A 22,264-nucleotide genomic window follows, 5' to 3' on the forward strand; every position below is an offset into this window, starting at 1 on the left:
GTCAATTCCCTGCGCAGGATCGGGCAGGGGCCATGAACGGCGCAGTATATTCAGCCCATTCCAGTGTTTTTTCCCGTATTGACGGATAAAACAGGGTAATTTCCCGTTTCATTCACGCAAAGCAGAGCGCCATGGCCACCCGCAGCCGCGAACTGGACAAGATCGACCGCCGCATCCTGCGCATCCTGCAGGCCGAGGGTCGCATTTCCTTCACCGAACTGGGCGAGCGGGTGGGCCTGTCCACCACGCCCTGCACCGAGCGCGTGCGCCGGCTCGAACGCGAGGGCGTGATCACCGGCTACTACGCGCGGCTGGACCCACAGTACGTGAAGGCCGGGTTGCTGGTGTTCGTGGAGATCTCGCTGGCCTACAAGTCCGGTGACATCTTCGAGGAATTCCGCCGCGCCGCGCTCAAGCTGCCCAACGTGCTGGAGTGCCACCTGGTCTCAGGCGATTTCGACTACCTGCTCAAGGCGCGCATCAACGAGATGGCCTCCTACCGCAAGCTGCTCGGCAGCACCCTGCTGAGCCTGCCGCACGTGCGCGAATCCAAGAGCTACATCGTGATGGAGGAAGTGAAGGAGACGCTCAGCCTGCCCATCGCCGACTGACTGCCCGACGGCAAAGCGGCGGGACAAGCCCGCCGCTTCCTCATCGAACAATGCCCGTCACGTTCTCAGTGGCGCTCCCGCTCCGGCGCCTTGTGCGCCTGCTTGTCCGCCTTTCCGGCGGCTTCGCTGCCGCTGGCCATCTTCGATGGCCGCTGCGGTTCCTGCGGCGCCGACTGGCCGGCGTTGCGCTGCGGGGCATGGCCCTGGTTCGGCTGGTTGTGGTGCATGTTGGACATTTCGGTACTCCGGTACGGCATGTGGACGCGCATCGACTGCGCATGCGCACAGTGCGCCCGGAACCGGTTAAGCACGCGCCAAGGCACCGTGATCCAGACCGTGACCTGGGTGACTGCGCGGGCCGCGTTGCCCGCGGTTAAGCCGCCTGCGCTCAGCGCACGATACGCACGCCGTCGCCGCTGGGAACGGTGTCGTGGTAGCGGCCGGTGCGGGTGTCCATCACCCGGTCGGGACCGGCCGGACGCATGCCATTGAGTCGCCGCCCATCGCGGTCGTACACCGGCACCGCCGCAGTAGGTTGCGGCTTCGCGGCGGGCTTGGCCGCCGGCCTGTCGCCCAGCGCCGGGCGCTCCAGCCGCTCGCGCAGGCGCTCGTTGTCGGCCGCCTGGCCGGAGGCATCGCTGGCCGGTTTCGAGGGCGGCGGCAGGCTCACCGGCCGGGTCTCGGTAGGCGGCGGCAAGGGCTTGAGCTGGGCCAAGGCGGGGGTGGTTGCCAGCATCGCAAGCAACAGCAGAGGAATCCGTTTCATCAGGCACTCCCACAGGTCCGTGTGTGGCGATCATGCACCACCGGCGCTGCAGGCGCGGTAAACGCACCGGTTGGAGCCACGCCGGCCCGCGCCTACCATGGCGATCCATCCCCACGGAGGCGTCCCCATGACCGCTTTCGACCTGACTCCCCCCGATGCCGCCCACCGCGATGCCCTCATCGCCGGCCTGGACGACGACGAACGGCGCGTCCTGCTCCACCACGGCACCGAAGCGCCGTTCTGCGGCGTGTTCCTGGACAACAAGCGCGAGGGCACCTACTGCTGCCGGCTCTGCGGCCTGCCGCTGTTCCGCTCCAGCACCAAGTTCGACTCCGGCACCGGCTGGCCGAGCTTCTTCGCCCCGTTCGACCCGGCGCACATCGGCCGCATCCGCGACGGCAGCCACGGGATGGTGCGCACGGAAATCGTCTGCGCCCGCTGCGGCAGCCACCTGGGCCACGTGTTCCCGGACGGCCCGCCGCCGACCTTCGAAAGGCATTGCCTGAACTCGGTTTCGCTGTCGTTCCTCGACCGCGGCGCCCCCTGGCCGGACCCGTTGCGGCGCGGAGGCGCCGAATCGACAGCCTCCGACTGAGTTCACATTTTCCCGCTTCAGTTCCGGCCGGCGCGGCCGACAACGGGATATCCCCTCCCGTGTCCCGTGCCCCATGCTCATCATCGTCGGTCTGCTTGTCGTCATCCTCAGCGTGCTCGGCGGCTATGTCGGGGCGCACGGAAAAATCGGCGCGCTGTGGCAGCCCTTCGAACTGGTGATCATCGGCGGCGCGGCGCTGGGCGCCTTCCTGGTCGGCACTCCGGCCAAGACGGTGAAGAAGACCCTCCAGGCCGTGGTCGGCGTGTTCAAGGGGCCACGCTACAAGCAGCAGGACTACCTGGATGTGCTCAGCCTGCTGTACGAACTGCTCAACAAGGCCCGCCGCGAAGGCTTCATGTCGCTCGAGGAGCATGTCGAGAACGCCGCCGAGAGCCCGATCTTCGCCAATTACCCGAAGATCCAGGCCGATCACCACCTGATCGACTTCATCACCGACTGCCTGCGGCTGATGATCGGCTCCAACATCGAGCCGCATGAACTGGAACCGCTGCTGGAACTGGAGCTGGAGAAGCACCATCACGAGGCGATGGAACCGGCGCACGTGCTGACCAAGGTCGCCGACGGCCTGCCCGGTTTCGGCATCGTCGCGGCGGTGCTGGGCATCGTCATCACCATGGGCGCGATCGGCGGCGACATCAAGGAAGTCGGCGCCCATGTGGCGGGCGCGCTGGTCGGCACCTTCCTCGGCATCCTGCTCGGCTACGGCTTCATCGGCCCGATCGCAGCCGCGGTGGAAGCCCGCGCCGAACAGGACTCGCGCATCTACGAGTCGGTCAAGACCGCCCTGCTGGCCTGCCTGCGCGGCTACAACCCGAAGATCGCCCTGGAATTCGCGCGCAAGACCGTGCCGTCGGCGCTGCGCCCGGGCTTCAGCGAGTTCGAACAGCACCTGAAGTCGGTCAAGTAAGCCATGGCCAGCAACGATGCCAAGCCCACGGTGATCGTGCGGCGGGTGAAGAAGATCCAGGGCGGCGGGCACCACGGCGGTTCGTGGAAGGTGGCCTACGCCGACTTCGTCACCGCGATGATGGCCTTCTTCCTGGTGATGTGGCTGATGGCCGCCACCACCAAGCCCGAGCGCGCGGCCATTTCCGAATACTTCCGCAACCCCAGCCCGCTCAGCGGCACCAGCAGCACGCCGGCCCCCGGCATGGCTGGCCCCGGCGGCGCCAGCACCTCGATGATCAAGCTCGGCGGCGCCACCGACATCTCCCGCGGCGACAGCAACGACCCCTTCCAGAACCAGCGCGAGTCCATCCCCACGCCGGTGGACGAGCGCGAACGCGAGAAGAAGCAGCTGGAAGCGCTGAAGCAGGAGCTGGAGGAAGCCATCAGCAAGAGCCAGGCACTGGAGCCGTTCAAGGACCAGCTGCTGCTGGACATCACCCCCGAAGGGCTGCGCATCCAGATCGTGGACAAGCAGAACCGGCCGATGTTCGACATGGGCAGCGCCAAGCTGATGCCGTACACGCGCGAGATCCTGCGCGAGCTGTCGCACTTCATCAACCAGGTGCCCAACCGCATCAGCATCGGCGGCCATACCGACATCACCGCCTATTCCACGCAGCTGGGCTACAGCAACTGGGAACTGAGCGCGGACCGCGCCAACGCCGCACGCCGCGCCCTGCTGGAAGGCGGCATGGACGAGGACAAGGTGGCGCGGGTGATCGGGCTGTCCTCCTCGGTGCTGTTCGACAAGACCGACCCGCAGAACCCGATCAACCGCCGCATCAGCATCGTGGTGATGACCAGGGAGGCCGAGGCGGCTGCCCTGTCGGCCATCGCCGCCCTGCCCGCCCCCACTGCCGCCGCACCCTCCGCCATCGGCGACGAGGCGGCCGTGGCGCCCGGGGCTGGCGCCCACTGAGGACCGCGCCGCGGCAGGGTTTCGGCAACGATGGGAGCGGCCGCCTACAATGGCGGCCGTTTCCTTTCGTCGAACGATCATGTCCAAGCAGTCCAAAGCCAAGCGCGACCAGCGCAAGAAGCAGCAGCCCCGCCGCCCCTTCCTGCGCCTGGATGCGCAGCAGCAGATCCAGAACCACGCCGTGCTGGTGAACGAGGAAGGCCAGGTGGTCGCCGCCATCGGCCTGCAGGGCCGGCAGTGGCTGCTGTCCATCGGCGGCCAGACCATGGGCAACGCCGACAACCCGGTGCCGATGCTGGCCATGCTCAAGCACCTGGCCAACGTGCAGGAGAAGGAAGGCCGCAAGGTCGCCCTGGAGTATTCGGAGCAGCTGCAGCAGCTGATCGATGCCACCGCTGCGGCCGAAGGCAAGAGCGCCGACGACTACCTGGCCTGCCTGGTCGCCGAGTTCGAGGGTGTCGAGGGCGAGGAGGCCGCGGTTGTGGCCGACAGTGATGCCGCCGATGAAGCGGGCGACATCGAAGCGGCGGCCGACGCCGGCGACAAGCCGCAGGCCTGACCTGCGCGCCCGCGGTGACGGTCTATATCGACGATGCGGTACACCCCTGGCGCGGCGAGCGCTGGGCGCACCTGATGGCCGACACCCTGCCCGAGCTGCACGCCATGGCGCAGCAGCTCGGGATTCCGCGGCGGGCCTTCCAGAACCGTCCCAGCGGTGCGCACTACGACGTGCCGGCACCGCTGCGCGAGACCGCCATCGCCCTTGGCGCGGCCGCCATCTCGCGGCATGACGACCGCGAACTGGTGCGGCGGGTGATCGCCAACGCACGCACGCAATATCAACCGTAGGTGCGGGGCAAACCCCGCACCTGCGCATGCACGGCAGTGCTCAGAACGGATCGCTGCCGGGCCGCACTTCCACGCCCAGCAGCGAGCACAGCGCCAGCATCGCCTCGTCGTCGCGGCTGAGCGCGATCCAGCCGGCATAGCCATCGCCACCGGTGTTCCAGTTCCACAGCGCGTAACCATGCTCGCGCAGGCGGTCGTGCGCGGTCGCCATCAGCGTGGGCACGTCGATGTCCTGCGCGAAGTCCTCGTCGTCCAGGTCGCCGCCCCAGTCGATGCGCAGGTTCCAGCGCGCGGCCAGTTCGTCGAGCGCGGCCACGAACGAATCGACATCCTTCCAGTCCACGTAGAAGCCCGCGCGCCAGTCGATGGCGTCCTTCAGGTCCCACAGCCACTGCTCGTCGCCGGATTCATCCTCGGCGCCGGCGCGCGCTTCGCGCCAGGCATCGAACTGCTGCAGCGCCGCCTCCTCGTCGCCGGGATTGATCAGCCACAGCAGGTTCCACACCCGCGCCGGATGGTCGTCCTCGTCGAAGGTCGGCAGCAGTTCGTCGGAATCCTCGTAGTCGGCGCTGTTGTCGGGCATGGCGGTTCTCCACTGCGTGATGGCGCGCATTCTGCCGCCGCGCGCGCGGCAGCGGAAGCCGCACCGGTTATCCTTGCGCACATGAAGCCGGCCACGGTGGCCGTCAACGAACACAGACATGAGCGATACCCCTCCCGACCGCCTGGCGGTCAACCCCACCAGCCCGTTCCATGACCCGGCCGCGCTGGAACGCGGCGTCGGCGTGCGCTTCAACGGCATCGAGCGCGATGACGTGGAGGAGTACTCGGTCGGCGAAGGCTGGATCCGCGTCCAGGCCGGCAAGGCCCGCGACCGCCGCGGCAACCCGATGACGCTGAAGATCAACGGCTCGGTCGAGCCGTACTTCCTCGAACTGAACAAGTAAGGCCGGCGGCGCCCCGGGGGGCGCCACCGTCGCGACCGCCGCCGGGCAGGGTCCACGACTGCACCTCAATCCCTCTGGCGGCTTTCCAGCAGGTCCAGGTTGCGGATCAGCTTGCGTGCGACCTCGTCGGGTATCTGCCCGTGCCGGGTCAGGCGGAACAGTTCCTCGCGCTCGGCGGTGAGCCCGGCCGAGCGCAGGCTGCGGTAGGCCTGCTCCATGCGCCGCACCTTCTCCGGGTCTTCGTCCGGGCCCTGCCCCTTCTCCAGGTTGCGCTGGTACAGCAGGCTGACCCGCGCCGCGGCATCGTTGTAGAGCTGCACATTGGTGGTGGTCTGGCCGTCCACCAGCTGCTGGCGGGTTTTCTCCACCGCCGCCAGCGCGGCCTTGGACGACAGCTTGCGGGCCAGGTCCTCCACCCGCCGGCTGTCGTCGTCCTTGGGCAGTTCCAGTCCGCGCAGCAGCCGCGGCAGCAGCAGGCTGGCGCCGAGCAGCGACACCAGGATCACCGACGCGGCCAGGAAGATCACCAGGTCGCGCGCCGGGAATGGCTCGCCGCCAGGCACCATCAGCGGCAGGGTCAGCACGCCGGCCAGGGTGATGGCGCCGCGCACGCCGGCCACCGACATCGCCAGCACCACCCGCCACGAGGTATGGTTCGCGCGCTCCTCGCCGCGCCAGCGCGCGCGCAGCAGGTTCCAGCGCAGCGACAGCCATACCCACGCCAGGCGCAGCACCACCAGCATCGCGTTGATCGCCAGCACATAGATCGCCAGCCACCACCATTCGCGGTGGCCGGTGACCGAGATCGTGTCCGCCGCGCGCTGGACGATGCCCGGCAACTGCTCGCCCAGCAGCACGAACATGATGCCGTTGAAGCTGAACTGCACCGTGTTCCACACCGCCGCGCGCTGCACGCGCATGCTGCCGCTGATGCGGCCGGTGAGTTCGACATAGCTCATGGTGATGCCGGCGGCGACCGCGGCGAGGATGCCGGAAGCGTTGAATTCTTCGGCCAGCAGATAGGCGGCGAAGGGGATCAGCAGGTTGACCAGCAGCGCCGCGCCCGGCTCCTCGCCGAAGCTGCGCCACAACCAGCGCTGGAAGGTGGATACGCCCAGGGTCACCGCCACGCCGATGGCCAGGCCGGCGAAGGCCACCCACAGGAAGGTCAGCGAGGCCTGCGCCAGCGAGAAACTGCCGGTCATCACCGCCGCCACCGCGAAGCGGAAGCAGACCAGGCCGGACGCGTCGTTGAGCAGCGACTCGCCTTCCAGGATGTGCATCAGCCGCTTGGGAATCGGCACGCGCGAAGCGATGGCGCCCACCGCCACCGGATCGGTGGGCGAGATGATCGCCGCCAGCGCGAACGCCACCGCCAGCGGCATGGCCGGGATCAGCCAATGGATCAGCAGCCCGGCGCCGACCACGGTGAACACCACCAGGCCGAACGCCAGCTCCAGGATCGCGCCCTTGTCGCGGAACAGGCCCTGCTTGGGAATGCGCCACCCGTCCAGGAACAGCAGTGGCGGCAGGAACAACAGGAAGAACATGTCCGGCTCGAGCGCGTGGCCGCGCTTGAACACGCCGGAAATCAGGGCGCCCAGGCCGATCTGCACCAGCGGCAGCGGCAGGGAAAACGGCAGGATTCTCACCAGGTAGCCGCTGGCGACCACCGCCACCAACATCGCCAGAACGACTTCGATCGTGTGCATGCCTCTCCACGAAGTCACCACCCTGGCGGCGACGGTTGAACCAACGTGGAAAAACTACCACAGCGCCGCGCCACCGCCGATGACGGCGGCGCGTGTTCCTGCAGGAATGTGGTGCTATGCCGCGCCGTCGAAACGGTAGATGTCCATCGCCAGGAAGCCCATGTCGATGCCGGCATCGATGCGCCGCGCACCAAGCCGGTCCGAACCGGCCGCGCCCATCGCGAAATGCAGCGGCAGCAGATGTTCGTCGGTGGGATGCGCCTGTCCGGCGAAGGGCGCCTGCCGTCGATAGTCGAGCAGCGCCGGCACGTCGTCGGCCTGTAGCTTCTGCTCCACCCACTGGATGAAGGGACGCACGTACGGCGCCTCCCCGCCCTGCGCGTAGCTGCGCCAGTCGTGCAGGTTGTGGGTGATGCTGCCCGAGCCGACCAGCAGCACGCCGTCATCGCGCAGCGACGCCAGCGCACGGCCCATCGCCCACTGGTGCGCCGGCCCCAGCGACGGCTGGATCGACAGCTGCAGCACCGGGATGTCGGCCTGCGGGTAGAGGAAGCGCAGCGGCACCCAGGCGCCGTGGTCGAGCCCACGCTGCGGATCGATCACCGGTGCCAGGCCGGCTGCGGCCAGCCGCGCCGCCACGTCCTGCGCCAGTTCGGGCGCACCGGGGGCCGGGTACTGCAACTGGTACAGCGCCTCGGGAAAGCCGCCGAAATCGTGGATGGTCTCCGGCCGCGCCGCCGCCGACACCATCGGCGCGCGGCCCAGCCAGTGCGCCGAGGCCATCACGATGGCGCGCGGGCGCGGCAGCGCGGCGGCCAGTTCGGCCAGGCGCGGCCCCACCAGGCCGGGCTGCAGCGCGGTCATCGGCGAGCCATGGGAGATGTACAGGGACGGCAGGGAGGACATGGGAAACTCCACGCGGAGGATTCGATGCCGCCCAGCTTATTGCCGCGGCACGGGGCAACAAATAACCTCGGCATCAACGTTTTATTGCCGAAGCAGAAACAATGGACACCATCGATGCCATGCGGGTGTTCGTCGCGGTGGTCGAGCGCAATGGCTTCAGCGCCGCCGCCGAGACGCTGGATCTGTCCACCGCCGCCGTCACCCGGCAGATCGCCGCGCTGGAAAAGCGCCTGTCCGCGCGCCTGCTCAACCGCACCACGCGGCGGGTCAGTCCAACCAGCATCGGCGCCGCCTACTACCAGCGCTGCGTGCAGCTGCTGGCTGAGTTCGACGCACTGGAAGCCTCGGTGGGCGCGCAGGCGCTGCAGCCTTCGGGCCGGCTGCGGATCAATGCGCCGGTCAGCTATGGCATCGCGCGCCTGGCGCCGCTGCTGCCCGGTTATGCCGAACGCCACCCCGACGTGGAACTGGACCTGTCGCTGTCCGACCGGCAGGTGGACATGGTCGAGGAAGGTTTCGACCTGGCCATCCGCATCACCCGCCAGCCAGCGCCGTCGCTGATCGCCCGCCGCCTGGCCGAAGCCGCGATCGTGCTGTGCGCCGCGCCGGCCTATCTGGCGCGCCATGGCACGCCGGCGCAGCCGGACGACCTGGCGCACCACGCCTGCCTGGCCTACAGCTACTGGGCCGGCGGCGACAGCTGGCAACTGCAGGGTCCGCAGGGCGAGGTGAGCGTGCCGGTCAGGGCGCGCATGCGCGCCAACAACGGCGAGGTGCTGCGCGAGGCCGCCATCGCCGGCATGGGCATCATCGCCCAGCCCGATTTCATCGTCGGCCAGGCGCTGGCCGACGGCCGGCTGGCAGCGGTGCTGCCGGACTGGCGCCTGCCGCCGGTCGGCATCCATGCGGTCTACGCCAGCCGCAGCCATCTGGCGCCGAAGGTGCGCAGCTTCATCGACTATCTGGTCGAACAGCTCGGCGCGGACGCGGCCGGCCCGTCCTCAGGCTGAATCGCGCGCCAGGGCCAGCAGCGCCAGCAGTTCGCGCAGCGGCATCGGACGGCCCAGCAGGTAGCCCTGCACCTGGTCGCAGCCGTGCGCCACCAGCCAGTCGAACTGGCCTTCGGTTTCCACGCCCTCGGCGATCACCCCCAGCCCCATGCTGTGCCCCAGCGACAGCAGCGCGCGGCAGATCGCGGCGTTGCGCGGGTTGCGCTCCACGTCGGCAACGAAGGCCCGGTCGATCTTCAGCGAGTCCAGCGCCAGGTGCTGCAGGTAGGACATGCTGGAGAAGCCGGTGCCGAAATCGTCCAGCGCCACCGCAATGCCGCTGGCGCTCAGGCTCTCCAGCACCTGCATCGCCTGTGCCGGGTTGCGCATCAGGCTGCTCTCGGTCAGCTCCATCTGCAGCGCGCCCGGCGGCAAGCCCTGCGCCTCGACGGCGCGGGTGAACTCGCCGACCAGGTCGCTGTTGAACAACTGCACCGCCGAGACGTTGACCGCGACCGGCAGTCCGGCCCAGCCGTTGTCGGCCAGCACGCGACCGGCCTGTGCGGCGGCGCGGATCACCCAGCGGCCCAGCGCGATGATCTGGCCGGTGTCCTCGCACAGCTGGATGAAATCCGAAGGCGGGATGAAGCTGCCGTCGGGCTGCGGCCAGCGCAGCAGCGCTTCCAGCGCGGCCGGCGATCCGTCGGCGGCATGGCGGATCGGCTGGAAATACAGCTCGAATTCGTCGCGTTCGATGGCCAGGTGGATACGCCCGGCCAGTTGCAGCCGGTCGGCGTGACGCTGCGCCAGCGCGTGATCGAAGCGCAGCACCACCACTCCGTTCTCGCGCGCGGCGTGGGCCGCCTGCGCCGCGCAGCCCAGCACCAGGTCGGCGCGCGCGCCATCGCCCGGGCTGCTCGCCACGCCGATGCGCGGTTCCAGCTGGTGGAAGGAATCGCGGCCGCGCACCGGCTCGGACACCGCTGCGCGCAGCGCCTCCAGCACCCGCTGCGGATCGTGTCCACCGGCGACCGCCAACACGAAATCCTCCGCTGGCTGGTAGGCCAGCAGGCCGTAGCGCTCGCCCAGCGTGGCGAGCCGGGCGACCATCGCCTGCAGGACCTCGTCGCCGGCTTCGCGGCCCAGCGTGTCGGCGACCATCTGCAGCCCGCGCAGCTGCGCATGGAGAATGGTGTAGCCGGCTGCGCCCGCGTCCAGTCGCTCGGCCAGCGCTTCGATCGTCAACAGGCCGGTGCCGGGGTGATGGCTGGCGCGCCAGGCCAGGTCGCGCTCGTAGGCCAGCCGCTGGCTGACGTCCTCGGCGAGCACCAGGCAGGCCGGGCGACCATCGAATTCCAGCCGCGCCAGATGTCCCAGCACATCGAACAGGCTGCCGTCGCGGCGCCGGTGCGTGCGCACCCGCGGCACCGGCGAGCTGCCGTCCCCGGATTCTTCCAGCGTGCGCTGGATTTCCTCCTTTCCATCTTCCGGGCGTATGTCGAGGATGGTCATGGCGAGGAATTCGGCACGGCTGTAGCCGTACTGGTCGATCGCGGCCTGGTTCACCTCCAGGAACTGCAGCGTGGCCAGGTCGAAGATCCAGAACGGCGCCGGGTTGCGCTCGAACACGAGGCGGAACTGGTGCTCGGCGCGCTGCACGCGCGCTTCGTTGCGCACCCGTTCGGTGATGTCGGTGACCGCGCCGGTCATGCGCGGATGCGGCCCAAGCCCATGCACCCGCTCGCCACGCGCCGACAGCCAACGCACCGAGCCGTCGCGCAGCACGAGGCGGAACAGCGCGTTCACCGCGCGCCCGGCCTCTGTCGCCTGCTGGACCTGCTGGCGCAGCCAGGGGCGGTCCTCTTCGTGCACGCGGGCGTAGAACTCCTCCAGGCGGGCCTGCCGCGCCGGCAGCGTGAACATGCGCCGGGTCAGCGCCGACCAGCGCAGGGTGCCGCCCTTCCTGTCGATCGACCAGGTCCCCACCTTGCCGACCTGGTGCGCCAGCGCCAGTTCGGCCGCGCCGGTACGCAGTTCGTCGGCCAGCCGTGCCTGGCGCAGCGCACCGCGGCGCATGCTGCCATACAGGTAGGCGAACCCGCACAGATACAGCAGGTAGATGCCGGTGGCGACGTAGAAGTACGTGCGCCATGGCGCCATGACCTCGTCATAGGACAGGCCAGCGAACAGGATCAGCGGGTAATCGCGCGGCGCGCTCACCGCGACGACGCGGCGCACGCCGTCCATCGGGCTGTCCGCCACGCCCAGCGCCTGCACCTGGTCGGCGGCGGGCGGTAGCCGCATCGGCCTCGGCAGCGCACGTTCCACTGCCGAGGGATCGAGGCTGTGCGCCAGCAGCTCGCCGTGGCGGCTGCTGATCGAGACCACGCCGCTGCGGCCGGTATCCAGGCCGCTGACCACCCGCTGGAACACCGCCAGGCGCACGCGCGCCAGCAGCCACTGGCCGGGCTGCACCGGCACCGCGGTCACCAGCACCCTGCCGCCACCGGGAAGCGTCTCCAGCCCGCCGACGTACAGTTCGCCGGCCAGCACGCGGTTCTCCGGCACCGCCCATCGCGCAAGCGTCGGATCGCCGGCACCCTCGGTCACCGGCAGGCCGGCATCGTCGACCAGGGTGATCGCAGCAAGGTCGGTATTGCGTTCCAGCGTGCCGCGCATGCTGGCCGCCAGCAATGCCGGCGCCCGCTCCGGTACCTGCCGGTAATACTCGCGGCCGTCGCGGGCGGCGCCACGCAGCGCGCGCTCCATCGTGGTCAGTTCCGCCCGCAGCAGGCGGTCGCTGCCCGTCGCCAGCGCCATGCTCTGCCGCTGCGCCGCCTGCAGGCGGCTGCCACGGTCGTTCCACAGCATGGTCACCAGCGTCGCCGCCAGCAGCAGCGCGATCACAAGCCCGAAGGCGGCGACCTGGCGCAGCGGTTGGCTCATGTCACGGTGCACCGGCACCTTCCCTGCGTCAGCGTTCGGTCTGCATGCATGGTCTCGTTCGTCGTTCGTCCGCCGTACCATCGGAAACCACCGGCCGCGGCCGCCGTGCCCCAGTGGCACGGAACGGCTCGCATGCAATGCGGCTCCCGCCCTCCCCGGGAGTCGCCGCCCAATGCCCGTTTCACAGCATGCAGCACAAACGCCCCCGGCGGGAAGACTTGCATGCGGTCCCGTCTCGTCGCCGCATATCCATGCCAAGGGGGCAAGTGCCGGAATCGGGAGCGCGCACACCGGTGCGCAGGACTAGACTGCCGGTTCCATCACAGATTCCGGAGCCGTCATGGCCCTGCAACGTTCGATCCTTGCACTCGCCCTTGGTGCCGCGCTGTCGCTGAGCGGCTGCGGCGGCGACAAGGCCCCCGCCGAAGGCAACGCCACCGCCACGCCCGCCGCCGGAACCACTGCCAAGGCGCAGTTGGGCAGCTTCGGCTTCGACGTCTCCGGCATGGACCGCAGCGTGGCCGCCGGCGACAACTTCTTCGACTTCGCCAACGGCCAGTGGGTGCAGCGCACCGAGATCCCGGCCGACCGCTCCAGCTTCGGCAGCTTCAACGTCATCTACGAAAAGACCCTGACCGACACCCGCACGATCATGGAGGAGGCCGGCAAGGCCAGCGACGGCGAGGCGCGCAAGATCGGCGACTACTACGCCGCGTTCATGGACGAGGCCGGCATCGAGGCACGCGGCGCGGCGCCGGCGCAGCCGCAGTTGCAGGCCATCGCCGGCATCGCCGACAGGCAGGCGCTGGCCCAGGCGCTGGGCGCCAGCCTGCGCGCCGACGTGGACCTGCTCAACGCTACAAATTTCTATACGCCGCACCTGTTCGGCGTGTGGGTGTCGGTGGACCTGCTGCAGCCGGACCGCAACGCACCCTATCTGGTGCAGGGCGGCCTGGGCATGCCCGACCGCGACTTCTACCTGGAAGGCGGCCGCATGGCCGAGCTGCGCAAGGCCTATGAAGGCTATGTCGCCCGGTTGCTGGAACTGTCCGGCGATGCCGACGCCGCCGCCAAGGCCGCGCGCATCGTCGCGCTGGAAACGAAGATCGCGCGCGCCCACGCCACCCAGGAAGAGACCAACGACGTCGAGAAGGGCGCCAACGCCTGGAAGCAGGCCGATCTCGCGGCCAGGGCGCCGGGCATGGACTGGGCGGCGTTCCTCGGTGCCGCCGGCCTGTCGGCGCAGCAGGACTTCATCGTCTGGCAGCCGAAGGCCGTGGCCGGGCTGTCGAAGCTGGTCGCCAGCGAGCCGCTGGACGCATGGAAGGACTATCTCGCCTTCCACGCGCTGGACGAAGCCGCACCCTACCTGCCCAAGGCCTTCGCCGACGCGCACTTCGCCTTCCACGGCACCGCGATGAGCGGCACCCCCCAGCAGAGCGAGCGCTGGAAGCGCGCCGTCAACGAAACCAACACCGCCATCGGCGAGGCAGTCGGCAAGATCTACGTCGAGCGCCACTTCGACGCCGCCACCAAGGCGCGCGCCGACGAGATGGCGAAGAACATCATCGCCGCCTTCGCCCGGCGCATCGACGCACTGGAATGGATGTCGCCGGAGACCAAGGCGCACGCCCAGGCCAAGGTCGCCGGTCTCAAGGTCGGCATGGGCTACCCGGACAAGTGGCGCGACTACAGCGCGCTGGAAGTGAAGCGCGACGACGCGCTGGGCAACGCGCAGCGCGCGGCGCTGTTCGAATACCGGCGCAACATCGCCAAGCTCGGCCAGTCGGTGGACCACAGCGAATGGGCGATGCTGCCGCAGACCATCAACGCGATGAACGTACCGCTGGAGAACCGCCTGGTATTCCCGGCCGCGATCCTGCAGGCGCCGTTCTTCGATGGCGCGGCCGACGATGCGGTCAACTACGGCGCCATCGGCGCGGTGATCGGCCATGAGATCAGCCATGGCTTCGACAACGCCGGTGCGTTGTTCGACGAGACCGGCAGGCTGCACAACTGGTGGACGGCCGACGACCTGAAGCAGTTCAACGCCGCCGGCGACGCGCTGGCCGCACAGTTCAGCAGCTACGAGCCGTTCCCCGGCGTGCACGTCAACGGCCGCCTGACCCTGGGCGAGAACATCGCCGACGTGGCCGGCCTGGCGACCGCGCACGACGCCTACCTGATGGCGCAGCAGGGCAAGCCGGCGCAGGACCTGGAAGGCTTCACCCCGGACCAGCGCTTCTTCCTCGGCTTCGCCCAGGCCTGGCGCAGCAAGATGCGCGAACAGGCGCTGCGCAATTCGCTGCTGACCAACGTGCATGCACCGGGCCAGTTCCGCACGCTGACCGTACGCAACCTCGATGCCTGGTACCCGGCCTTCGAGGTCAAGGAAGGCCAGAAGCTGTACCTGGCCCCGGACAAGCGGGTCAAGGTCTGGTAACGCACCGCCGGCAGGCTGGCATGGGAACGGGCGCTTCGGCGCCCGTTCCCTTTTGTCCGGTCGAAAAGCCCGGCTACGGCGGCCACCGCAGCAGCGACTGCGGATCGCGTCCCATTCGCCTGCAGGCGCGCGTGGCGATGCCATCGCCGAGCGCGACACGGAACAGCGGCGCCGCCCCGCGCAGCATCCGCACGGCCAGCCTGGCGCGCAGGCGCTGGCTGCGGCTGCGGCCGATCAGCTGCTGCGCCCATTCCGGCAACAGCGCCGCGCCAGCGGACAGGAACAGATCGCGCGACACGCCCGGCAACGGCACCGGCAGGCGCACGGCCTCGAGCACGTCCAGCACCTCGCGCGACCGCGCATCCATGCACAGCTGCGGCTGCTGCACGGCGAAGTAGTCGCGCACCTGCGCCTCGCTGGCCGGTACGTCGCGCGCACCCAGCGCCTCGGCCACGCGCCGGTACTCGGCGTAGTAGCGATCGGCGATGTCGCCCGGCACTTCGCGGCAGCAGCGGCGGCAACCTTCGAGGAAACCGTAGGCCTCGGTGACGTGCACCCAGGTGAGCAGTTCCGGATCGTCGGCGGCATAGGCGCGGCCGTCGGGCAACGTACCTGCGATGCGCGCATGGATGCGCCGCACCCGTTCGACCAGCTTTTCCACTTCCGCCACCGGCGCATAGCTGGTGCCGGCGACGAAGTGGGTGGTGCGGCGCAGGCGCCCGACCAGGTCCTGCCGGAAGTTGGAATGGTCGTGGACGCCGGCCAGCGCGCGCGGGTGCAGCAGTTGCAGCATCAGCGCGCACAGGCCGCCGGCGAGCATGCCCGGGAACTCGGAATGGATGCGCCAGGTCACGCTGTCCGGGCCGAACCAGCCCGGGTCTCCCGGCGGCACGTCGTACGCGACGCCACTCTGGTCGCGCGGGAAGGCATCGAGCACCCAGCGCCGGATCTGGGTGGCGGCCGCCGAGGAAACAGGTCTGGACAGGAACGACATGGGCACATCGTAGTGGAGCGGTCGCGCACGCAGGCGGCCGCAGCGCTGGCTGGGCGGCGACTTCCGCACTGGCAGCGCCCGCTGGCGGCTTCCGGCCATTGCGTGTGCATCCGCAGCATGCAGGCGCACTTTCGATTTTCGATTCCGCCACTTGCGCGATGACGCGCCGCAAAAAAGCACGGACCGGCCAGCGTACCGGTCGATGCGGCACCGTCACTTCATCGCACCGCCCCCATTGCCAAGCGGCATGAAAGTGCTAGAACTGGAAGCGCCAGATCGTTCCACGCCACATCCGTCGCTCGTTCCAGCCGGTTTCTGCAAGGAGCTCCACATGATCGCGTTGTTCAAGGGTTTGGGTTTGTTGCTGCAAGACAATGAGCTGTATGGCAGTCCGTTTGAGAAGCAGGTCGAGCACTGGAAGAACCTGAGCGACGAGCAGATCCGCGACGAAGTATCGATACTGGCCAAGGCCAAGTGCCAGTGGCTGATGGCGTCCATCGTGCTCTGGCAGGCGTCCTCGCTGCTGATCCTGGGGCTGATCACCAATTACCTCTGGCGCGATGATTTCCACATCACGTTCACCCGCGTGGTCATCGTGTTCGGCTCGTGGGTATCGATCCTGTTCGTGATCTGGTTCATGGCCAACATGTTCGACCACACCGCCGGCTTCGAGCGCTGGATGAAGGCCTTCAACAGCCGTGCGCGCATCAGCTCCGACGCCGACAGCGTGGAGACCGTGGCCGATGCGCTGGAAATGGCCCGGCACTATCCGGAAGTGCTGGACTACAAGCAGGCGGTGGCATCCCGGCGCGAACTGCGCCATGAGGACATCCGCATCATGCGCGAGCTGGGCCGCATGCGGCAGCATTCGGAACTGGTCGGTAAGCTCAACCACATCGGCGACGACGGGCTGCGCCTGCAGCCGGCGTTCTGAGTCTTCCGCTCCAGCACCCTTCCCGCAACGCCGCGCTCAGTCGCGGCGTTGCGCTTTGCGGGCCTGCACCTGCTGGCCGAAGCCGGCCGGCAGCCCGCGCACGTCGCGCACGCTGCCGACCACCACGCTGAAATCGTCCAGCGCCTGGCGCCGGCACAGCTCGCCGGTTCCCTCGTCGCTGCAGTGCTCCCGGTAGAGCCGGTAGAAGCAGTTGCCGCTCTCGCTCTGCAGGCACTGGAAGCGGGCACGGTCGCCGGACACTGTGGTGCGGCTGAGCACGGCCGCCTCGCCGCTGACGCGGACGATCGACGTCTGCCCCTGCGGTTCGCGGTAGCCCAGCATCGCCAGCAGGCTGCCGAGCACGAAAGTCAGGTACTGCATGGCACTTCTCCTTGTACGGCCGCAGGCAGGGAGTCACATGCCGCGGAACAGGCTCATGAACGGTTGGCTGACCACCAGCGTCTCGCTGCGGTTCTTCAGCCGCAGCACGCCGCGCCCGCTGTCGTCGCGGCTCACCGCCGCCACCGCCTTCATGTTGACGATGGTGGAGCGGTGCACCTGGCGGAAGCACTGCGGATCCAGCGCCTCGGCCAGTTCGCGCAGCGAGCTGCGCAGCAGCAGCTCCTCGCCGGCGGTGACCACCGCGGTGTATTTGCTGTCGGCGCGGAAGTACAGCACGTCCTCCAGCATGACCAGCCGCGTCTCGCGGCCGTTGCTGGCGGTGATCCAGGCCAGCGGCGGCGCGGTGCTGCTTCCGGCCGGACGCCGCCCCAGCTGTTCCAGCAGCTGGTCCAGCAGGCGCCTGTCCGGCGCGCCGGCCTGCAGCCGCGCAAGCACGCGCTGGCGGGTGGCCAGCAGGCGCTCGTCGGCCACCGGCTTGAGCAGGTAGTCGACCGCACCGCGCTCGAAGGCATCGATGGCGTACTGGTCGTAAGCAGTGATGAACACCACCTGGGTCTGCGGGCTCAGCGTCTCCAGCGCGCGGGCGACGTCGATGCCGGTGACGCCGGGCATGCGGATGTCGAGGAAGGCCAGGTCCGGCTTCAGCGTTTCCAGCGCTTCCAGGGCGGCGGCACCGTCCTCGCATTCGGCGACGATGCGCAGGTCCGGCCACAGCCGCTGCAGCTGTGCGGCCAGCGCCTGGCGCAGCAGCGGCTCGTCCTCGGCGATGAGCGCGTCAAGATGCACGGGGCAGCTCCGGCACGACCGGGAACGGCACCACCGTCGGTGCGGCCTGCGGCAGGCTGATGGTCGCGGCCACGCCGCTGGGGAAGTTGGACACCACCGACAGCGTGGCCCGTTCGTCGCAGCTCAGGCGCAGACGCTCGCGCAGATTCTTCAGGCCGATGCCGGTACCGCTGGTGGCGGTGTTGATGCCCTGGCCATCGTCGGCGACGGTGATGGTCAGCTCGCCTTCCCGCTCGCGCGCCAGGATCCACACCGTACCGCCACCGCTCTTGGGCTCCAGGCCGTGCTTGATGGCGTTCTCCACCAGGGTCTGCAGCGACATCGACGGCAGGCTGACGCCGTGCAATGCCTCGGGCACGTCGATCTGCAGGTTGAGCCGCGCGCCCATGCGGATGCGCAGGATTTCCAGATAGGCCTGCACGCGCTCCAGCTCCTGCCCCAGCGTGGACACCGACTGGTCGATGCCCGGCAGCGAACTGCGCAGGTACTGGATCAGGTGGCCGAGCATCTGCTCGGCGCGGGCCGGGTCGCTGCGGGTCAATACCTGTGCGTTGGCCAGCGTGTTGTAGAGGAAGTGCGGCTCGACCTGCGCATGCAGCAGGTTCAGGCGGGCGACGCTGAGCTCCTTCTCCGCTTCGGTGCGCGCGGCGTGCTCGCGCTCCTCGCGGCGCTGCTGGGCGACCTTGCCACTGAGCGCATGGGTGATGGCATCGGCGTTCTCGTAGTTGCTGCCTTCATCGAGCAGCAGCAGGTCCACCCATGCCCCGGCATCGGGTTCGAAGAACAGGGTGACGCTGCTGGTATCGACGCCGGGAATGACCCGCGCGGTGATCTGGTTGTGGCGGATCGCCAGCCGCGCCAGCGGGTTCCAGCGCGACGGCGGACGCTCGCCATAGGGATCGGCGCGGCGCTGGGTGGCGCGCAGCTGCAGGGTGCCGATGGAGCGCTCCATCTGCTCGATGCGCGGCATCTGCCCGATCACCTGCTCCAGCAGGGCGAACGCGGTGGATGCCTCCAGTGGCAGTTCCACCTGGCGGCGGTGGCGGTTGCCCAGGGTCTGCGAATCCAACTGGTCGGCGATCAGCGCGACGCGGCGGATATGACTGGCGACCGAGGTCAGCGCGAACACCACCAGGGCGACGGCAGCCATTGCGAAAATCCAGCCCGGCGCCCTGTCCATGCCGCTGAACAGGCCGCTCCACAGGAAGCCGGCAACCAGCAGGGTCAGCACCCAGGCGGCGATGATGCGAAAACCGAGGAACAGGCTGGCGAACATGGCGCGGTCACCCAAGGGGATTGGCGTCGAGCATAGGCAGCCCCGCCGGTGCTGCAAGCGGCATGCGACGAAACCACGGAAACGGCGGACAGGCCGGGATCTTCCGGGATGAAACAGAGGGCAGCAGGCGCTGAAGGCACCGGCAAGCGGTGGGAGCGGCATCGGCCGCCCCCACCCCGCAAACGCTTACCTGCGCTCGTCGGCGCTGGCGTCGCGCGTCGCGCGGAACGGCTCGTCGGCGCTCCAGTTCGGCCAGGCACGGGAGTTGGCCAGCTGCTCGCCCAGCGTGTAGACCACCTCCAGGTCGCGCGCGGCGCCGGCGAAGGTCCAGTCCGGCTGCCATTCATCGCCCTGCTGGTGATAGCGCTTGGCGGTGTAGTCGTCGGAGGCCTTCTTGCCGGCCGCCACGCCGCCGTCGATCCAGTCCTGCCCGGCCGAGTACGACAGCGCCGGCACGCCGCGCTTGGCAAAGGGGAAGTGATCGGAGCGGAAGAACAGGCCGGCTTCCGGCTTCGGGTCCGGCGTGTAGCGGATGTCCCAGCCCTTGGCCACGTCCTTCAACTGGTCCAGCAGCTCGAAACGCGCCGAGCCGTAGATGCCGAAATCGCGCGACGGGCCGAATGGCGCCATGCCGTCCATGTTGATCAGCGCCACGGTCTTGCCCAGCGGGTACAGCGGATGGCTGGCGTAGTACTCCGAACCCAGCAGGCCCTTCTCCTCGGCGGTGACCGCCAGGAACACCACCGAGCGCTGCGGACGCGGCGCCTTGGCGAAGCCGCGCGCCAGTTCCAGCAGCGCGGCGGTGCCGCTGGCGTTGTCCAGCGCGCCGTTGAAGATGCGGTCGCCGCGCGCGTCCGGCTCGCCGACGCCGATGTGGTCCCAGTGCGCGGAATAGAGCACGGTCTCGTCCGGGTGGCTGCTGCCTTCCAGGCGCGCGACCACGTTGTGCGAGGTGATGACCTCGGTCTTGACCGCATAGTCGGCCGAGAAGGTCTCGCCCTTCAGTTCCACCGGGCGGAAGTCGCGCGACTGCGCCTGCTTCTTCAACGCCTCGAAATCCAGCCCGGCGCGCTTGAACAGGTCCACCGCCAGGTCGCGCTGGATCCAGCCTTCCAGCGGCGGATGCGCCGCGGCCGGGTTGTCGCGCACCACGTCGAACATGGTGTTGGTATTGGAACCGGCCACCGTCGCCCAGCCGTAGGAGGCCGGCGCGGTCTCATGGACGATCAGCACGCCGGCCGCGCCCTGGCGCGCGCCTTCCTCGTACTTGTAGGTCCAGCGGCCGTAGTAGGTCATGCCCTTGCCATCGAAATCGCCGACGCCGGTCTCGAAGTCGGGGTCGTTGATCAGCATCACCGCGATCCTGCCCTTCAGGTCCACGCCCTTGAAGTCGTCCCAGTCGCGCTCCGGCGCCTTGACGCCATAGCCGACGAAGACCAGCGGCGCGTCCTTGATCGCCACCGCGCTATCGCCGTTCATGGCCGCGCGCACGGCGATCTCCTGGCCCTGGGTCAGCGCCTGCGGCTTGCCCCTGCTGGACAGCGACAACTGCGGCTTGCCGACGATGTCGCCCTTGAGCAGCGGCACCGCCTGGGTCCACAGGCGCTTGCCGTCCTGCAGGTCGCCGCCGGGCTGCAGGCCGGCAGCGGCGAACTGGCGGCTCAGGTAGGCGATGGTCTTCTCCTCGCCGGCGGTAGCCGGCGAACGGCCTTCATAGGCGTCGGAGGCCAGCTCCTTCACGTCGGCGGAAATCCGCGCGCCATCGAACTTCGGCGGCGCGGCCATCAATGCGGTGGATACCGACATCGCCAGCAGGCTGATCACAATTCGCTTCACATCCATCTCCAAGGGTCGAACAACCGCCGGAGTGTAGCCAGCACCGCGGCCGGGCGGGCAGTGCCGGAGTGCACGGCCGCGGCTACAGGCCCGCCGCCCGGGCCAGCAGCGCATCCCGCTCGCGGGCGTTGCCGCTCAGGCTGGCGGCGCGCTCGAAGGCGTCGCGCGCTTCGTCACGGCGGCCCAGTTGTTCGAGCAGGTCGCCGCGCACCGCCTGCAGCGGCGCGTAGTCGTCGAGCCGGCCGTCTTCCTGCAGGGCTTCCAGCAGCGGCCACGCGGCCTGTGGCCCCTGCGCGCGCGCCACCGCGACCGTGCGGTTCAGTTCGATCACCGGCGAGGGCATCGCCGTCGCCAGGCGCGCATACAGCTGCGCGATGCGCGACCAGTCGGTCTGCGCGGCGCGGCGCGCCCGCGCGTGGCATTCGGCGATGGCCGCCTGCAGTACATAGGCATCGTCTTCGCCGCCCAGTGCCAGCGCTTTCTCCAGCGCGGCCTGCCCGCGGCCGATCTGCAGCCAGTCCCAACGGCTGCGATCCTGTTCCATCAGCAGTACCGCCGCGCCATCGGCATCGACGCGCGCGTTCATCCGCGAGGCCTGCAGCTCCATCAACGCCAGCAGCCCCAGCACCGGCGCCGACGCGGGCATCAGCCCGGCCAGCACCCGGCCCAGGCGCAGGGCCTCCTCGCACAGCGCCGGGCGCATCCAGTCCTCGCCGTGGCTGGCCGCATAGCCTTCGTTGAAGACCAGGTAGACCACCTCCAGCACCGATCGCAGGCGTTGCGGCAGCGCCTGCCGCCGCGGCACCTCGAACGCCACGCCGCGCTCGGCCAGCGTGCGCTTGGCGCGGACGATGCGCTGGGCGATGGTCGGTTCCGGCAACAGGAACGCGCGCGCGATCTCGGCCGTGCTCAAGCCGCACAGCAGGCGCAGGGTCAGCGCCACGCGCGCGTCGGCAGGCAGTACCGGATGGCAGGCGACGAACAGCAGCCGCAGCAGGTCGTCGCCGATGTCGTCTTCCACCTCGCGCTCGTGGTCGCGCACGACGCTCCCCTGATGGTCCGGCTCCTGGGCCATCGCCTCATGCTTGCCGGCATGCAGGCGACGCTGGCGCAGCAGGTCGATCGCCCGGCGCTGGGCGGTGGTCATCAGCCATGCGGCGGGGTTGTCCGGCACGCCATGTCGCGGCCAATGCTCCAGCGCGGCAACCAGCGCGTCCTGGGCCAGTTCCTCGGCGCTGTCCAGGTCGCCCAGCATCCGCGCCAGCCGCGCGATCAGGCGTGGCGACTCCATGCGCCACACCGTATCGAGCCTGCGCTGGACGTCGCGTGCTTCCATCAGCCCGCGATCACACCATCGCGCCACCGCGCACGCAAGTTTCCGCGC

The 22,264-nt window shown here is 69.2% G+C and carries 22 protein-coding genes; 10 read left to right on the top strand and 12 right to left on the bottom strand.

The genetic code is table 11. The features are described 5' to 3' along the window. Window positions 1–131: 131 nt before the first annotated feature. Window positions 132–611 (top strand): winged helix-turn-helix transcriptional regulator, encoded by a 480-nt coding sequence (locus AC1DGW_RS10040; RefSeq protein WP_055770585.1) that lies wholly within the window; start codon window positions 132–134, stop codon window positions 609–611. Window positions 612–676: 65 nt separating this feature from the next. On the opposite strand, the gene AC1DGW_RS10045 is transcribed toward AC1DGW_RS10040, so the two are convergent. Beyond that, window positions 677–847, bottom strand: a complete 171-nt coding sequence (locus AC1DGW_RS10045) for a hypothetical protein (RefSeq protein ID WP_478022356.1) — start codon at window positions 845–847, stop codon at window positions 677–679. A gap of 152 nt (window positions 848–999) precedes the next feature. Continuing rightward, complete coding sequence (locus tag AC1DGW_RS10050; RefSeq protein ID WP_478022358.1) at window positions 1,000–1,377, bottom strand: classical arabinogalactan protein 4; 378 nt, start codon at window positions 1,375–1,377, stop codon at window positions 1,000–1,002. A gap of 127 nt (window positions 1,378–1,504) precedes the next feature. Here AC1DGW_RS10050 and msrB point away from each other — a divergent pair, with 127 nt between their 5' ends. The 5 genes from msrB to AC1DGW_RS10075 all read left to right on the top strand — a co-directional run bounded on the left by msrB (window position 1,505) and on the right by AC1DGW_RS10075 (window position 4,709). Then, a complete protein-coding gene (gene msrB, locus AC1DGW_RS10055; protein ID WP_478022360.1) occupies window positions 1,505–1,972 on the top strand; it encodes a peptide-methionine (R)-S-oxide reductase MsrB in 468 nt (155 codons plus the stop codon). A gap of 73 nt (window positions 1,973–2,045) precedes the next feature. Continuing rightward, complete coding sequence (motA, locus tag AC1DGW_RS10060; protein WP_478022362.1) at window positions 2,046–2,900, top strand: flagellar motor stator protein MotA; 855 nt, start codon at window positions 2,046–2,048, stop codon at window positions 2,898–2,900. 3 nt (window positions 2,901–2,903) lie between these two features. Next, window positions 2,904–3,860, top strand: a complete 957-nt coding sequence (motB, locus tag AC1DGW_RS10065; protein WP_478022364.1) for a flagellar motor protein MotB — start codon at window positions 2,904–2,906, stop codon at window positions 3,858–3,860. 79 nt (window positions 3,861–3,939) lie between these two features. Beyond that, the gene (locus AC1DGW_RS10070) at window positions 3,940–4,419 is read left to right on the top strand and encodes a hypothetical protein (protein ID WP_478022366.1); all 480 of its coding nucleotides are present in this window, start codon (window positions 3,940–3,942) and stop codon (window positions 4,417–4,419) included. Between the two features lie 14 nt (window positions 4,420–4,433). Further along, window positions 4,434–4,709: a DUF4031 domain-containing protein gene (locus AC1DGW_RS10075; protein ID WP_478022368.1), complete on the top strand. Its 276-nt coding sequence runs from the start codon at window positions 4,434–4,436 to the stop codon at window positions 4,707–4,709. A gap of 40 nt (window positions 4,710–4,749) precedes the next feature. On the opposite strand, the gene AC1DGW_RS10080 is transcribed toward AC1DGW_RS10075, so the two are convergent. Beyond that, window positions 4,750–5,292, bottom strand: a complete 543-nt coding sequence (locus AC1DGW_RS10080; RefSeq protein WP_478022370.1) for a DUF6630 family protein — start codon at window positions 5,290–5,292, stop codon at window positions 4,750–4,752. Window positions 5,293–5,410: 118 nt separating this feature from the next. On the opposite strand from AC1DGW_RS10080, the gene AC1DGW_RS10085 reads away from it, so the two are divergent. After that, on the top strand, window positions 5,411–5,656 hold the full coding sequence (locus AC1DGW_RS10085) for a DUF3297 family protein (RefSeq protein ID WP_478022372.1): 246 nt from the start codon (window positions 5,411–5,413) through the stop codon (window positions 5,654–5,656). A gap of 65 nt (window positions 5,657–5,721) precedes the next feature. Here AC1DGW_RS10085 and AC1DGW_RS10090 read toward each other — a convergent pair whose 3' ends face one another. Continuing rightward, window positions 5,722–7,368: a Na+/H+ antiporter gene (locus AC1DGW_RS10090; RefSeq protein WP_478022375.1), complete on the bottom strand. Its 1,647-nt coding sequence runs from the start codon at window positions 7,366–7,368 to the stop codon at window positions 5,722–5,724. A gap of 114 nt (window positions 7,369–7,482) precedes the next feature. Then, window positions 7,483–8,274: a DODA-type extradiol aromatic ring-opening family dioxygenase gene (locus AC1DGW_RS10095; protein ID WP_478022378.1), complete on the bottom strand. Its 792-nt coding sequence runs from the start codon at window positions 8,272–8,274 to the stop codon at window positions 7,483–7,485. A gap of 101 nt (window positions 8,275–8,375) precedes the next feature. On the opposite strand from AC1DGW_RS10095, the gene AC1DGW_RS10100 reads away from it, so the two are divergent. Beyond that, window positions 8,376–9,284 carry a LysR family transcriptional regulator gene (locus AC1DGW_RS10100; protein WP_478022380.1) on the top strand — a complete coding sequence of 303 codons (909 nt, stop codon included), beginning with the start codon at window positions 8,376–8,378 and terminating at the stop codon, window positions 9,282–9,284. Here AC1DGW_RS10100 and AC1DGW_RS10105 read toward each other — a convergent pair. Continuing rightward, complete coding sequence (locus tag AC1DGW_RS10105; RefSeq protein ID WP_478022382.1) at window positions 9,276–12,209, bottom strand: bifunctional diguanylate cyclase/phosphodiesterase; 2,934 nt, start codon at window positions 12,207–12,209, stop codon at window positions 9,276–9,278. The two genes, AC1DGW_RS10100 and AC1DGW_RS10105, sit on opposite strands and share 9 nt — an antisense overlap. A 340-nt stretch (window positions 12,210–12,549) precedes the next feature. On the opposite strand from AC1DGW_RS10105, the gene AC1DGW_RS10110 reads away from it, so the two are divergent. Next, the gene (locus tag AC1DGW_RS10110; protein WP_478022384.1) at window positions 12,550–14,652 is read left to right on the top strand and encodes a M13 family metallopeptidase; all 2,103 of its coding nucleotides are present in this window, start codon (window positions 12,550–12,552) and stop codon (window positions 14,650–14,652) included. Window positions 14,653–14,725: 73 nt separating this feature from the next. Here the strand turns inward: AC1DGW_RS10110 and AC1DGW_RS10115 are convergent, their stop codons facing one another. Next, entirely contained in the window at window positions 14,726–15,646 is a 921-nt protein-coding gene (locus AC1DGW_RS10115) for an oxygenase MpaB family protein (RefSeq protein ID WP_478022387.1), read from the bottom strand. A gap of 331 nt (window positions 15,647–15,977) precedes the next feature. On the opposite strand from AC1DGW_RS10115, the gene AC1DGW_RS10120 reads away from it, so the two are divergent. After that, entirely contained in the window at window positions 15,978–16,580 is a 603-nt protein-coding gene (locus tag AC1DGW_RS10120) for a hypothetical protein (RefSeq protein ID WP_478022389.1), read from the top strand. A 36-nt stretch (window positions 16,581–16,616) separates the two neighbouring features. Here the strand turns inward: AC1DGW_RS10120 and AC1DGW_RS10125 are convergent, their stop codons facing one another. The 5 genes from AC1DGW_RS10125 to AC1DGW_RS10145 all read right to left on the bottom strand — a co-directional run bounded on the left by AC1DGW_RS10125 (window position 16,617) and on the right by AC1DGW_RS10145 (window position 22,216). Next, the gene (locus AC1DGW_RS10125) at window positions 16,617–16,961 is read right to left on the bottom strand and encodes a hypothetical protein (RefSeq protein ID WP_478022391.1); all 345 of its coding nucleotides are present in this window, start codon (window positions 16,959–16,961) and stop codon (window positions 16,617–16,619) included. Between the two features lie 33 nt (window positions 16,962–16,994). After that, entirely contained in the window at window positions 16,995–17,768 is a 774-nt protein-coding gene (locus AC1DGW_RS10130; RefSeq protein WP_478022393.1) for a LytR/AlgR family response regulator transcription factor, read from the bottom strand. Further along, window positions 17,758–19,044: a histidine kinase gene (locus AC1DGW_RS10135; RefSeq protein ID WP_478022395.1), complete on the bottom strand. Its 1,287-nt coding sequence runs from the start codon at window positions 19,042–19,044 to the stop codon at window positions 17,758–17,760. Before AC1DGW_RS10135 ends, AC1DGW_RS10130 begins: the two co-directional genes overlap by 11 nt. A gap of 186 nt (window positions 19,045–19,230) precedes the next feature. Continuing rightward, window positions 19,231–20,850, bottom strand: coding sequence for a M28 family metallopeptidase (locus AC1DGW_RS10140; protein WP_478022706.1), 1,620 nt, complete (start codon window positions 20,848–20,850; stop codon window positions 19,231–19,233). A 112-nt stretch (window positions 20,851–20,962) separates the two neighbouring features. Further along, window positions 20,963–22,216, bottom strand: coding sequence for an RNA polymerase sigma factor (locus AC1DGW_RS10145; protein WP_478022397.1), 1,254 nt, complete (start codon window positions 22,214–22,216; stop codon window positions 20,963–20,965). Window positions 22,217–22,264: the final 48 nt, after the last annotated feature.

Source organism: Stenotrophomonas sp. 05N423 (assembly GCF_056397145.1).